The organism is Cupriavidus sp. 96C5-1 (assembly GCF_057798855.1).
This window is the reverse complement of the sequence record NZ_JBYOJU010000029.1, coordinates 122,524-135,597: the sequence shown is the minus strand read 5'-3', so window position 1 is coordinate 135,597 and position 13,074 is coordinate 122,524. Positions and strand designations below refer to the sequence as shown.

Annotated in this window: 14 protein-coding genes; 7 read left to right on the top strand and 7 right to left on the bottom strand. The window is 66.4% G+C overall.

Going from position 1 to position 13,074, the window contains the following annotated elements; genetic code table 11:
• Positions 1 to 1,672 (top strand): acyl-CoA dehydrogenase family protein (locus AC3FOF_RS27770; protein WP_488728425.1); only part of this gene is annotated, 1,672 nt, incomplete at its 5' end.
• A 191-nt stretch (positions 1,673 to 1,863) separates the two neighbouring features.
• On the opposite strand, the gene AC3FOF_RS27765 is transcribed toward AC3FOF_RS27770, so the two are convergent.
• The gene (locus AC3FOF_RS27765) at positions 1,864 to 2,766 is read right to left on the bottom strand and encodes a crotonase/enoyl-CoA hydratase family protein (RefSeq protein WP_488728424.1); all 903 of its coding nucleotides are present in this window, start codon (positions 2,764 to 2,766) and stop codon (positions 1,864 to 1,866) included.
• Positions 2,767 to 3,177: 411 nt separating this feature from the next.
• On the bottom strand, positions 3,178 to 4,482 hold the full coding sequence (locus AC3FOF_RS27760) for a D-amino acid dehydrogenase (protein ID WP_488728423.1): 1,305 nt from the start codon (positions 4,480 to 4,482) through the stop codon (positions 3,178 to 3,180).
• Positions 4,483 to 4,591: 109 nt separating this feature from the next.
• On the opposite strand from AC3FOF_RS27760, the gene AC3FOF_RS27755 reads away from it, so the two are divergent.
• On the top strand, positions 4,592 to 5,098 hold the full coding sequence (locus AC3FOF_RS27755) for an Lrp/AsnC ligand binding domain-containing protein (protein ID WP_276263623.1): 507 nt from the start codon (positions 4,592 to 4,594) through the stop codon (positions 5,096 to 5,098).
• A gap of 48 nt (positions 5,099 to 5,146) precedes the next feature.
• Here AC3FOF_RS27755 and AC3FOF_RS27750 read toward each other — a convergent pair whose 3' ends face one another.
• The 5 genes from AC3FOF_RS27750 to AC3FOF_RS27730 form a co-directional block, all read right to left on the bottom strand.
• Positions 5,147 to 6,229, bottom strand: a complete 1,083-nt coding sequence (locus tag AC3FOF_RS27750; RefSeq protein ID WP_035807991.1) for a PA0069 family radical SAM protein — start codon at positions 6,227 to 6,229, stop codon at positions 5,147 to 5,149.
• A gap of 86 nt (positions 6,230 to 6,315) precedes the next feature.
• Complete coding sequence (locus tag AC3FOF_RS27745; RefSeq protein ID WP_017225315.1) at positions 6,316 to 7,236, bottom strand: LysR family transcriptional regulator; 921 nt, start codon at positions 7,234 to 7,236, stop codon at positions 6,316 to 6,318.
• A 28-nt stretch (positions 7,237 to 7,264) separates the two neighbouring features.
• Positions 7,265 to 7,753, bottom strand: a complete 489-nt coding sequence (locus tag AC3FOF_RS27740) for an NINE protein (protein WP_276263625.1) — start codon at positions 7,751 to 7,753, stop codon at positions 7,265 to 7,267.
• 313 nt (positions 7,754 to 8,066) lie between these two features.
• The gene (locus AC3FOF_RS27735; RefSeq protein ID WP_276263626.1) at positions 8,067 to 8,462 is read right to left on the bottom strand and encodes a hypothetical protein; all 396 of its coding nucleotides are present in this window, start codon (positions 8,460 to 8,462) and stop codon (positions 8,067 to 8,069) included.
• 146 nt (positions 8,463 to 8,608) lie between these two features.
• Positions 8,609 to 9,739, bottom strand: coding sequence for a PQQ-dependent sugar dehydrogenase (locus AC3FOF_RS27730; RefSeq protein WP_488728422.1), 1,131 nt, complete (start codon positions 9,737 to 9,739; stop codon positions 8,609 to 8,611).
• Between the two features lie 144 nt (positions 9,740 to 9,883).
• Between AC3FOF_RS27730 and rpsP the strand changes: the two genes are divergently transcribed.
• The 5 genes from rpsP (at position 9,884) to AC3FOF_RS27705 (ending at position 13,056) form a co-directional block, all read left to right on the top strand.
• Positions 9,884 to 10,138: a 30S ribosomal protein S16 gene (rpsP, locus tag AC3FOF_RS27725; protein ID WP_017224077.1), complete on the top strand. Its 255-nt coding sequence runs from the start codon at positions 9,884 to 9,886 to the stop codon at positions 10,136 to 10,138.
• Positions 10,139 to 10,187: 49 nt separating this feature from the next.
• Positions 10,188 to 10,898 (top strand): ribosome maturation factor RimM, encoded by a 711-nt coding sequence (rimM, locus tag AC3FOF_RS27720; protein ID WP_488728421.1) that lies wholly within the window; start codon positions 10,188 to 10,190, stop codon positions 10,896 to 10,898.
• Positions 10,899 to 10,957: 59 nt separating this feature from the next.
• Positions 10,958 to 11,764 carry a tRNA (guanosine(37)-N1)-methyltransferase TrmD gene (gene trmD, locus AC3FOF_RS27715; RefSeq protein ID WP_276263627.1) on the top strand — a complete coding sequence of 269 codons (807 nt, stop codon included), beginning with the start codon at positions 10,958 to 10,960 and terminating at the stop codon, positions 11,762 to 11,764.
• A gap of 75 nt (positions 11,765 to 11,839) precedes the next feature.
• Positions 11,840 to 12,235, top strand: coding sequence for a 50S ribosomal protein L19 (rplS, locus tag AC3FOF_RS27710; RefSeq protein ID WP_017224074.1), 396 nt, complete (start codon positions 11,840 to 11,842; stop codon positions 12,233 to 12,235).
• A 140-nt stretch (positions 12,236 to 12,375) separates the two neighbouring features.
• Positions 12,376 to 13,056, top strand: a complete 681-nt coding sequence (locus tag AC3FOF_RS27705) for an NUDIX hydrolase (RefSeq protein WP_488728420.1) — start codon at positions 12,376 to 12,378, stop codon at positions 13,054 to 13,056.
• Positions 13,057 to 13,074 lie beyond the last annotated feature (18 nt).

Genomic DNA, 13,074 nt, shown 5'->3' with positions numbered 1-13,074 from the left:
GGCGGTGCTCGACGAGGCCGCCAAGTTCAACGAGCAGGTGGTGGCGCCGCTCAACCGCATCGGCGACACCGATCCCAGCAGCTGGAAGGACGGCGTGGTCACCACCACGCCCGGGTTCAAGGACGCGTTCCGCCAGTTTGGCGAGGGCGGCTGGCAGGGCGTGCTGCATCCGCAGGAGTTCGGCGGCCAGGGCCTGCCCAAGCTGATCGCCACCGCCTGCAACGAGATGCTCAACACGGCCAACCTGTCGTTCGCCCTGTGCCCGTTGCTGACCGACGGCGCCATCGAGGCCTTGCTGACCGCGGGCAGCGACGCGCAGAAGGCCATGTTCCTGCCCAAGCTGATCTCCGGCGAATGGACCGGCACCATGAACCTGACCGAGCCGCAGGCCGGCTCGGACCTGGCCGCGGTGCGCACGCGCGCCGAGCCGCAGGGCGACGGGACCTACAAGCTGTTCGGCACCAAGATCTTCATCACCTACGGCGAGCACGACATGGCGCAGAACATCGTCCATCTCGTGCTGGCGCGTACGCCGACGGCGCCCGAGGGCGTCAAGGGCATCTCGCTGTTCATCGTGCCCAAGTTCCTGGTGAACGAAGACGGCTCGACGGGGGCGCGCAACGATGCGCATTGCGTATCGATCGAGCACAAGCTGGGCATCAAGGCCAGCCCCACCGCCGTGCTGCAGTTCGGCGACCATGGCGGCGCCATCGGCACGCTGGTCGGCGAGGAAAACCGCGGTCTGGAATACATGTTCATCATGATGAACTCGGCGCGCTTCTCGGTGGGCATGCAGGGGATCGCCGTGTCCGAGCGGGCCTACCAGCAGGCGGTGGCCTTTGCCCGCGAGCGCGTGCAAAGCCGTCCGGTCGACGGCTCCGCGCGCGAGGCGGTGACGATCATCCATCACCCGGACGTCAAGCGCATGCTGATGACCATGCGTGCGCTGATCGAGGGCGCGCGCGCGGTGGCGTACGTGGCCGCGGCGGCGTGCGATGCGGCGCACCAGCACCCGGACCAAGCGGTGCGCGGGCAGAACCAGGCCTTCTACGAGTTCATGGTGCCCATCGTCAAGGGCTGGAGCACCGAGCTGTCGATCGATGTCACCAGCCTGGGCGTGCAGGTGCACGGCGGCATGGGCTTCATCGAGGAAACCGGCGCGGCCCAGCATTATCGCGACGCCCGCATCCTGCCGATCTACGAAGGCACGACGGCGATCCAGGCCAACGACCTGGTCGGCCGCAAGACCGTGCGCGACGGCGGCGCGGTGGCGCGCGGCATCTGCGCGCAGATCGCGGGAACCGAGGCGGCGCTGGGCGCGCACGGTGGCGCGGCGTTCGCCGCGGTGCAGGCGCAACTGGCCAAGGGGCGCGCGGCGCTGGAGGCGGTGGTGGCATTCGTGGTGGCCAACGCCAAGTCGGACCCCAACGCCGTGTTCGCCGGCAGCGTGCCTTACCTGAAGCTGTGCGGCATCGTGTTCTCGGGCTGGCAGCTGGGCCGGGCGATGCTGGCGGCGGAAGCGAAGCGCGGCGAGGATCCGGCGTTCCTCGACGCCAAGATCGCCACCGCGCATTTCTTCGCGGAGCATATCCTGTCGCAGGCATCGGGCTTGCGCGACGCCATCGTGGCGGGGGCGGCGCCGGTCAATGCGTTGAGCGAAGCGCAGTTCTGAGGACGCTTGGGCGCAGGCAGCAAAGCGGCAGGACAGCGGCTGGACAGCGGCGGTTCTGCGGGGCCAGCCGCTGACAACGCTGGTTGACGATTTGGGGGTAGTCCAGGTGACTGCCCCCATTTTCTTTGCCGGCTTGCTTGAGCCAGGAGGGCCGGGACTATCGGCCGCAGTTCACGCGGCTGCCTTCGCGGCTATTTTCCCCGCCTCGCCTCCAGCTCGCGAATCAGCGCGCGCGCCTCGTCGCCCTCCGGGATCGGCTTGCCGCTATCGCGCCATTGCACCGCAGCCTTGAATCCCTCGGCTTGCGCGTACCGGCGAAACCAGAGCCCCTCCGGGTTGTGCCGTGTGATGCCGTCGAACATCGTGGCCATCGTTTGCGATTGCTCCAGCCCCATGGTCAGCATGACCTGATTGACCACCAGCTTGTGCATGGCAAGGTGGCTGCGCGGAACGCCGGCAATCCGGTTGGCAAGCTTGAGCGTCGCCGCCTCCAGTTCCTCGCTGGGGACGACCTCATTGGCAAGGCCCCAGGCAGCCGCCGTTTTCCCATCGATCGTGTCGCCGGTAAACATTAGCTGTTTGGCGCGCGCCGGGCCCAGCCGATAGGTCCACATCGCCGTGGTCGGACAACCCCAGACGCGCGTTGGCATGTAGCCGATGCGCGCGTTCTCGGCCATCACCAGCAGGTCGCAGCTCAAGGCGATATCGCTGCCACCGGCAACCGCATAGCCATGTACCTTGGCAATCGTCGGCTTGCTGCAGCGCCACAGGCTCATGAAGTCTTCGGTGTTGCGCTTCATGTACGCGTAGTCGACCATGGGGTCCCACGGATAGCTCTCCTGCTGGCACGGGTGCTCGATGTTTTGCTCCGCCGTGCCGGCCAGGTCGTAGCCGCCGCAGAATCCCTTGCCCGCGCCCTCGACCACGATGACATGGACGTCATCGCTGGCCTGCGCCCACTCGACAGCGGCCCGGATCTCTCGCGGCGTCTGGTCGTTGATCGCGTTCAGCCGCTCGGGCCGGTTGAGGAGAAGACGGGCAACCCTTGGCGATTGCGGATCTTGCTCGATCGTCAGTGTGGAGAATGCTGGCATCGCGGGCCTCCTTGGATGCGTGGGCGAGAAATGGGGATTCTTCGACCGTCAGGGCTGACTGTTGATAATACTGCCCGTACGGACCCGGATCTACGTACCACGCTGACGATGGAGGAATGCCGCGCGCGCAAGGAAAAAGGGGAGTGCCTCCGTGGCCCTTCGATCTCCGGCGTGCTTCGCCGCGGCCTGACTCGCCGGCAGCAACCGGTCAACCTATGGGTTCAGGTTGTCAGGCTTCTGCTCGACCAGGATTTCCAGGTGGGTAGCCGACGGGATTCCGGAGCCGCCATGACCCGACAGAACGCATGTCTGATTCAACGGGAAGGGCGGCAGGGAGCCTTGAGAGGTTCGGCCAGGGGCCGGTCTTGCTGCCGGCGCGATCCGCCGGCAGGCGCGGGAAGCGTGCCCAGGTCAGGCCACGGCGGGCCGGTGCGCGGCACGCATGCCCGATGGCTTCAGGTAGCGCGCAACCGACAGGTCATCGGCGCGAATCGCCGGCGAGGTGCCCGACACCAGGTCCGACAGCAATTTGCCCGAGCCGCAGGCCATGGTCCAGCCCAGCGTGCCGTGGCCGGTGTTGAGCCATAGCCCCTTGAGGGGGGTGGGGCCGACGATGGGCGTGCCGTCCGGCGTCATCGGGCGCAAGCCGGTCCAGAAGCTGGCGCGGCTGACGTCGCCGGCGCCCGGGAACAGGTCCGTGACCACGTGTTCCAGCGTGCGGCGCTTGGCCGGGTCGAGGGCGCGGTCGTAGCCGACGATCTGCGCCATGCCGCCTACGCGGATGCGATCGTCGAAGCGTGTGATCGCGACCTTGTAGGTTTCGTCGAGCACGGTGGAAACGGGGCTGCGTTCCGCGCTGGTCATCGGCACGGTCAGGGAGAAGCCCTTGAGCGGATACACCGGCAGGTTCGACAGGCCCGGCAGGAGATTCTTCACAAAAGGCGTCGACCAGCTTCCCAGCGCCACCACGACCAGATCCGCCATGACGGGTTCGCCGCCGACCATGGCGCCGGTGACGGCGCCGCCCTTGGTCAGCAGGCCATCGATGGACCGGTTGTACTGGAATCGCACGCCCAGGCCCTCGGCCATGGCTGCCAGCTTCTGGGTAAAGAGCTGGCAGTCGCCGGTTTCGTCGTTGGGCAGCCGCAGGCCGCCGCTCAGCTTGTGGCTGACGGCGGCCAGGGCCGGTTCGCTGGCGGCGAGGTCCTCGCGCGATAGCAACTGGTAGGGCACGCCGGCTTGTTCCAGCACGGCAATGTCCTTGGCCGCACCGTCGAGCTGCTCATCGGTGCGGAAGACTTGCAGCGTGCCTTGCTGGCGGCCTTCGTAGGCGATGCTGGTGTCGGCGCGCAGGGTACGGATACAGTCGCGGCTGTACTCGGCCAGCCGCACCATGCGTTCCTTGTTGACGGCATAGCGCTCGGCTGTGCAGTTCATCAGCATCTGCCACATCCATTGCAGCTGGAACAGCGTGCCGTCCGGGCGGATGGTGAGCGGCGCATGCTCCTGGAACATCCATTTGATGGCTTTGAGCGGCACGCCCGGCGCGGCCCACGGCGACGCATACCCCGGCGAAATCTGGCCTGCGTTGGCAAAACTGGTGCCAAGCGCCGGCGCGGCCTCGCGGTCGACCACGGTGACTTCATGGCCGGCACGGGCCAGGTACCAGGCGCTGGTTACGCCAATTACGCCACTGCCAAGAACGAGGACGCGCATAGTCGGGGGCTCTCAACCAAAAAATGGAATGGATAAAGTATTTATCTCTATACTATTGAAATATCGGCAGTCATAGTTATCGTAATTTTCAGGGAAACAGGAACAAGTAATGAGAACAAGTCGTCAGCCCGTGCGCAGCCTGGACCGGCTGGATCGGAAGATCCTGGCCTTGCTCCAGGCGGATGGGCGAATGTCGATGAAGGAGCTGGCGGAAGCGGTCGGACTGACCATCACGCCGTGCATCGAGCGGGTCAAGCGGATGGAGCGCGACGGCGTCATCATGGGCTACTACGCGCGCCTGAATCCCGCGCTGCTCGGCAGTGCCCTGCTGGTGTTCGTCGAGATCTCGCTGGGCAACAAGTCCGGCAATATGTTCGAGCAGTTCCGCCGCGAGGTCTCGCGCATTCCCGAGGTGCTGGAATGCCATCTGGTGTCGGGCGACTTCGACTACCTGATCAAGGCCCGCATCCGCGAGATCGGCGAATACCGGCGCCTGCTTGGCGACATCCTGCTGCAACTGCCGGGCGCCGCGCAGTCCAAGAGCTATGTGGTGATGGAGGAGATCAAGGAAACGCTGGCGATCGCCGTCGACGAGAAGGCGCCGCCACACGGCTGAAACCCGCAGCCGGCACGACGGCATGCGGGCATGTGTCTGGTGTTCTGCCTAGAACAAGGACATCTGCGGCGCCGCGCTGTCCCTGGAGAAGTGCTCGGTGGTGAGCGGATGGCGCTCGGCGTTGAGTCCGAAGCGCTTGCAGGCCAGCGTGAAGCGCTTGCGCAGCAGCTCGGCGAAGATGCCGGTACCGGTCATGCGGGTCCCGAAGCGCGGGTCGTAGGCCTGGCCTCCCCGCATCTGCGCGATCAGGCTTTCGACATGGCGGGCACGCAGCGGGTGGTAGGTGGCCAGCCATTCCGAGAACAGCTCCGCCACTTCCCGCGGCAGCCGCAGCAGGATATACGCCGCCGTCTTTGCGCCCGCATTGGCGCACGCCTCCAGGATGGACTCCATCTCCGGATCGGTCAGGCTCGGAATCACGGGCGCCACCATCACGCCGACCGGAATGCCGGCCTCGCTGAGGGCGGCGATCGCGCCAAGCCGGCGGGCCGGAGCGCTGGCGCGCGGCTCCAGCGTGCGGGCAATCTCGTTGTTCAGCGTGGTCACCGACATATGGACCCGCACCAGGTTCCTGGCAGCCATGCGCTGCAGGATGTCGATATCGCGCGTGACCACCCCCGACTTGGTCGTGATCGCCACCGGATGGTTGAATCGCTCCAGCACTTCCAGGATACCCCGCGTGATGCGGAGCCTGCGCTCGATGGGCTGGTAGGGGTCGGTGTTGGCTCCCAGCGCTATCACCGTCGGTATGTAGTTGCGGGCAGCCAGTTCCTTCGCCAGCAGGGCGGCGGCGTTTTCCTTCGCGTACAGTCGGGTTTCGAAGTCGAGGCCCGGCGAAAGCCCCAGATAGGCATGGCTGGGACGCGCATAGCAATAGATGCAGCCGTGCTCGCACCCGCGATATGGATTGATGGACGCGTCGAAGGGCAGGTCTGGCGACTGGTTGTGCGAGACGATGCGTTTCGCCTTCTCCGTGAAGACAACGGTCTGGATCTGGGGTGTCTCTGGCGCATCGGCGGCTTGCCACTCATCGTCTACCTGTTCGCGGGTCCATGCATCGAACCGGCTCACGTCGTTCGAGCGCGCCGCCCGCCCTTTGAGCGGGCTGGGGGAGGGAGGTCGGGTCGTCACGTTGGCGGTCCTGCGGCTGCGTTGGTACTGTATATTTATACAGTATTCCCGCTGAACCGCCAAGGCCGTTTTCCGGAGCGCCATCGTCAGGCGGAAGGCGTCGCCCCGGGGCAATCCCAGTACGGCGGGGAGCCGAAGCGGGCGGCAAAGAAATCGATGAAGGCGCGCGTCTTGGCGGGTACCTGGCGGCGGCTGGGGTAGACCGCCCAGATCGAGACGGACGGCAACACCGGGTAGTCGGTGAGCACGCTGACCAGGGCGCCGCTACGCAGGTAGGGACCGACGTCCCACGTGGACTTGAGGGCAAGGCCGGTGCCGGCCAGGATCGCCTCGCGGATGACTTCGCCGTTGTCCGTGCGCAGGTTGCCGCTCACCGCCACCACGGTCTTGCCCAGCGCCGTATCGAACTGCCAGGACGCCTGGTCGCCCAGCACGATGCAATTGTGCTTGCGCAGGTCTTCCGGATGCCGGGGCGTGCCATGCGCGGCAAGATATGCGGGGGAGGCGCAAATGGTGCGATGGCTCGGGGCGAGGGCGCGCGCCACCAGCGAGGAGTCCGGCAGGGCGCCCATGCGCAGCGCCACGTCCACGCCGGCTTCGACCAGGCCGATCACCTGGTCGGTCAGGCGCAGGTCCAGTGTCAGGCCGGGATAGGCGGCAAGAAAGGCAGGGATTGCGGGCGAGACGTGCTGCCGGCCAAACGAGGCGGGCACGGTAACACGCAGCTGCCCGTGCGGCGCCTGCGCTGCGCGCCCTACCGACTGTGCTGCCTGGTCGGCCGTATCGAGCAATTGCGCGGCGTGCTCGAGGAAGCGCTGCCCGTCCCCGGTCAGCGAGAGGCGGCGCGTGGTCCGGTGCAGCAGGCGCGTGCCGATCTGCTGCTCGAGCTGGGCCAGGCGGCTGCTGGCCGACGAGGTGGAGAGACCGAGGTCGCGCGCCGCGGCGGACAGGTTGCCCAGCGTCGCTGCGCGCACGAATACCGCGATATCCAGCAGGTCGAAGTGCATCGGCAGCCTGCCTGCGAGCGCGTCCTGCTTACTGCGAGAGGGCGCGCGCCGCCTCGACCTGGGATTCGAAGAACGTCTGGAAGCTGATGGCAAGGCCGGCCATCAGCAGGCCGGTGCCGATCAGCAGCGACAGGATCACCAGGATCACGACCGGCCAGCCGGAGCGGGTCGGCTTGCCGTGCGGATTGAAACGCGCATCCCATTTGTCGTCCGGGCGCAGGCCGTACACGATGGCCGACAGGAAGGCGCCGATGACCGAAGCGCCGCCGGCTACGGCGAAACTCCAGTTCAGCGCGGGCTCGCCCGCCCCCGTCTGCATCGACAGCACGCCGACGACACCCGCCAGCGCCGCCAGCAGGTGGAGCCAGGCGAACTTGTCGCGCCATCCCCCAAGATAGAAGCGGTGCAGCCCCACGCTGCCGAACAGGAAGGCCAGGGCGACGGTGATCAGTTTGGATTTGCCCGGAAGTGGCTTGGCGGTTGCGGCGGCGGCTGGAACTTGGGTAGCGGCAGGCATGGGCGACAACTAGGTTGGTGGCCGGCTGGGGCGGCCGGCCCGATAACGGGTCAGCGCCAGTCATGCCGGCGCCGGCGCTCATTGTACGCTGGCGGGAGAAGCGGGCGCCGCAGCCTTTTCGCCAGCGCATCCTGCCCTGGCAGGCGTGGATTTGCTGCTGGGCGAAACGCTGCGCGACGCGCCGGTCAGGCGATGGGAAGGACGGTCATACCGTGGGGGCACATGCGGCGGGCAGGCCGGTGCTGCGAGGCATGGCCGGCAGGCCGCGCGTGCGGCCGGCAGCAATGGGAGAGGTCTGGGTTGCCTGGCAGGCCTAACGGCCGCCGTCGCGCCCGCGCGCCTGCCAGCCCGGGCCCATGCCGGGACTGCGCTGCTCGGCGCGGCCGCCGTCGCCCTGGCCATTGTGCCCGGGCTGGCGGCCACGCTCGTCATCCCGTTCGGGAGGCGAGGGGCGGCCATTGAGACGGTCATCGGCGCGCGCGCGGGCTTCCATTCTTTCAATCTGGGCACGCACATGATCCTGCCGTTCGGCCCGCACGCTTGCCATCTCCCAGCCACCCTGGACTGGGACGTTGCCCACGTTGCGGGCTTCGGGCCGGCTGTGTTGCCAGAACGCGACTTGCGCATGGCTCGCAGCGTTGAGGCCGAGCACGGAAACGGCCAATACGATGCCAGCCACCGAGTCGCGCAGGAGAGAGCGGGGGAACATGCGGAATCCCAATATCCTGTCGCGCGGTGATGGTGTTCGAGGTATGGGTTCATGGTACGCACGCGGTCCCGGTGCGCCTAGGCGAAAGCCGTTACCGGTGTAACGGATTGTTTCGTCGTGCCGCCCGCCGGGCCGGGCCCAGCGGCTCAGGGCGCGTAGCGGATACGGTAAATGGCGCCGGCCATGTCGTCGCTGACCAGCAGCGAGCCGTCGGGGGCGACCAGCACGTCGACCGGGCGGCCCCAGGGCTTGCCGTCGCGCAGCCAGCCTTGCGCGAAGATCTCTTGCCGCACTACCTGGCCGCGGTCGTTCAGGACCACCCGGGCGACGCGGTAGCCGATCGGCACCGTACGGTTCCAGCTGCCATGCTCGGCAATGAAAATACTGTTGCGGTACGCGGCCGGAAATTGCTTGCCGGTGTAGAAGCGCATGCCGAGCGCGGCGACGTGGGCGCCCAGCTTTGCCACCGGCGGCTCGAATTCCGAGCAGGGCCGCCGCTTGCCGAATTCCGGGTCGGGAACGTCGCCGGCATGGCAGTAGGGGTAGCCGAAGTGCTGGCCCGCCCGGGTCAGCCGGTTCAGTTCGTCGTCGGGGATGTCGTCGCCCATATTGTCCCGGCCGTTGTCGGTGAACCAGAGCTGGTGGGTGGCAGGGTGCCAGTCGAAGCCGACCGAATTGCGCACGCCTCTGGCCACCACCTGCAGGTCGGTGCCGTCGGGCTTCATCCTCATGATGTTGGCATAGCGGTTCTCGTCGGGCGCGCAGATATTGCAAGGCGCGCCGACCGGAACGTAGAGGTAGCCGTCCGGGCCGAACGCGATAAACTTCCAGCCGTGATGCGTTTCGGTGGGAAAGCGATCGCTCACAACAACCGGCTGGGGCGGATTGTCGAGCCGGGCCTCGATATCATCGAGCCTGACGATGCGCGAGGTCGATGACGCATAGAGGGCGCCGTCGCGAAATGCCACTCCTACCGGCATGGTCAGGCCGGCGGCTACCGTGCGTACCTTCGGGCTGCCGGAGAGCGGGTTGCTGATGGCATACACCTTGCCCTCCCCGCGGGTGCCGACGAAGAGGGTGCCGCCGGGCGACATCGTCATGCCGCGGGCTTCCGGCACCCCGGCGCTCAGCAGTTCGATGCGGAAGCCGGGCGGCAGCTGGATTTGCTCCAGCGGCAGCATGGCTTGCGCGCCAGCATCCGGGGCGAGCCACGCAAGCGCCGCAAAAGTGGCTGCCAGCAGGGCGCGGAAGGCTTGAATGTGAGGATAGGAACGCATGACGTGCTCTCCTGTCGGGGTTTCGCCACGATGCCTGTGGCCGGGTGTCGAGTCAATCGCTCTAAGTGTTTGTTTGGGCTCGGGATTTGGTCTATACTCTTGCGTTTCGTGTTCGAACATCAAGTTTTCTGAGGAATCAAACCCATGGTCGTAATCCGTCTGGCTCGCGGTGGCAGCAAGAAGCGCCCGTTCTTCAATATCGTCGCCGCCGACTCGCGTAATCGTCGCGATGGCCGTTTCATCGAGCGTATTGGTTTCTACAATCCCCTGGCTTCGGAAAGCGAAGAAGGCCTGCGCCTGGTGCAGGACCGCCTGACCTACTGGCAAGGCGTGGGCGCGCAGCTGTCGCCGACGGTTGCCCGTCTGGTCAAGCAAAACGCCGCCAAGGCCGTAGCCTGATAGTTGTGACGCGCGCTTCGCGGGATTCGCGACGCGTGGCAATCGACACGTGACCGAACGCAAACAAGGCGCCCCGGCGCGGCGGCCACTCAATGTGCCGCTCGATCCCTCGGCCCGGCCCCAGGCCGGTGAGCAGGACAAGCAGGCTCTCAAGCCGCGTGGCGTAGCCGGATTGCCGGCTGCGCTGGCGTATGCCGAGAAGCTGCCGGACGACCTGATCGAGGTTGGTTATGTCGGCGCGGCTTACGGGATACGCGGCTGGATCAAGGTCCAGCCGCATGCCGACGACGCCAGCGCGCTGCTGCACGCGCGCCGCTGGTGGCTGCTGAAGCCGCCGCCGTCAGGCTTGCCTGGCGCGACGGAGGCCGTGCAGTCCGAGGCCTTGTGCGTGAAGGTCGTGCAGTCCCGCGAGCATAGCGGTACCGTGGTGGCACAGGCGAACGGCGTGACCGATCGCAACCACTCCGAAGCGCTCAAGGGCCGCCGTGTATGGATCCGCCGCGAGGATTTCCCTGCGCCGGATGAAAACGAGTTTTACTGGGTCGATCTGATCGGCTGCGCCGTGTTCAATGAGCAGGGCGAGTCGCTGGGCGAAGTATCCGGCCTGATCGACAACGGTGCTCACCAGATTCTGCAGGTGGCGCATGTCTTGCCCGACGGCAAGGCGGGCGAGCGCCTGATTCCTTTTGTCGATGCGTTCCTGCGCTCGGTCGATATCGCGGCCAGGCGGGTCGTGGTCGACTGGGGGCTGGATTACTGAGCGTCCCGCGGCGGGCGCCCGGTTGGTGGCAACGGGGTGGCAAGTAAAGGGAGGGGCGGATGCAGTTCGATGTGATCACGCTGTTTCCCGAGATGTTTCGTGCGCTGACCGACTGGGGTATCACCAGCCGGGCGGCAAAGCAGCAGCGCTATACGTTGCGCACCTGGAATCCCCGCGATTTCACCACCGACAATTACCGTACCATTGACGATCGCCCGTACGGCGGCGGCCCTGGCATGGTGATGCTGGCCAAGCCGCTGGAGGATGCGATCGATGCGGCCTGCGCCGCGCAGCAGGCTGCGCAGGCCACGCCGGAAGAGCAGGCGGAGCCGGTGCGCCCGCACGTGGTGCTGATGTCGCCGCAAGGCGCGCCGCTGACGCACCGCAAGGTGATGTCGCTGGCGCAGCGTCCGGGCCTGGTGCTGCTGTGTGGCCGCTACGAGGCCATCGACCAGCGCCTGATCGACCGGCGCGTGGACGAAGAAATCAGCCTTGGCGATTTCGTGCTGTCGGGCGGCGAGTTGCCGGCCATGGCCGTCATCGATGCGGTGGTCAGGCATTTGCCGGGCGTGCTGGGCGATGCCCAGTCGGCGGTTCAGGACAGCTTCGTCAACGGGCTGCTGGATTGTCCGCATTACACGCGGCCGGAAGAATACGAAGGCGTGCGGGTGCCCGATATCCTGCTCGGGGGCCATCATGCCGAGATCGAGAAGTGGCGGCGCCAGCAGGCGCTTGCGAACACTGCGAGGAAGCGCCCCGATCTGATCGAGGCGGCGCGCAGTCAAGGATTGCTCAGCCGTGCCGACGAGAAGTTTCTGTCGGCGTGGCTGGCGAAAGAAGGGCGGGAGCTCGCTCCCGTCAGGTGAAACCCCATCCTCTGCCGGGGCCCGGGCCATGCCTGGGGCAGACAACGCCGGCATGATGGACAAGGAGAAGAAACGATGAACATCATCGAGCAGATCGAGAAAGACGAAATCGCGCGTCTGACCGCGAACAAGACCATCCCCGCATTCGCACCCGGCGACACCGTGATCGTCAGCGTGAACGTGGTGGAAGGTAACCGCAAGCGCGTGCAGGCATACGAAGGCGTTGTGATTGCCAAGCGCAATCGCGGCCTGAATTCGTCCTTCATCGTGCGCAAGATTTCGTCGGGTGAAGGCGTGGAACGTACGTTCCAGCTGTACTCGCCGCTGATCGCAGCGATCGAAGTGAAGCGCCGTGGCGACGTCCGCCGCGCCAAGCTGTACTACCTGCGCCAGCGTTCGGGCAAGTCCGCGCGGATCAAGGAAAAGCTGGCATACAAGGCAGCGCCTGCCAAGGCAGCAGCTGCTCAGTAAGCCGGTTGCCGCGGCCGGCATCGCCGGTCATGGCTACTGCAAAAAGGGCACCTTCGGGTGCCCTTTTTGCATTTTCGAGACATCCGATGCTGCGGTGCGCGCAGACTGGATTGCCGGGCTTCTGTCATACTTCGATCGATATGCGCCCCGCCTTCGATCCCGAATCCCTCCCCATCGTTTCCACCGATATCCGGCACCCGCCGCTCGCCGAGGTGCGCCTGCGGCCGGATTTCATCCGCCATCGCCTGCAGTCGCCGCCGGCGTGGGCGCCGGAGCTGACCGACGAGTCGCGTGTCTATGACCGCGGCCTGGCGCTGCGCGATGCGGCCGTGCTGGTGCCGCTGGTGGAGCGGGAAGACGGGCTGACAGTGCTGCTGACCGAGCGCAATGCCAACTTGAGTTCGCATGCCGGGCAGATCAGTTTCCCGGGCGGGCGGCACGAAGCCTTCGATATCGACCGGGTCGCCACGGCGCTGCGCGAGACCGAAGAAGAGGTGGGGCTGGTCCGCGACTATGTGGAAGTGCTGGGCGCCTTGCCCGACTACATCACGGGCACCGGCTTTCATGTCAGCCCGGTGGTGGGCCTGGTGCGCGAGGGCTTCACGCTGCGCCCCGATGCGCGCGAGGTGGCCGATGTATTCGAGGTGCCGCTGGGTTTCCTGATGGATCCTTCCCATCACCAGCGGCGGTTGTTCCGCTGGGTGGATGGCGAGCGGATGTTCTACGCCATGCCGTTTCCGCGCGAAGACGGCGGCCATCGTTTTATCTGGGGCGCTACCGCCGGCATGTTGCGCAATCTGTACCACCTGCTGGCGGCCTGATCACTGTAAGGCGCCGCA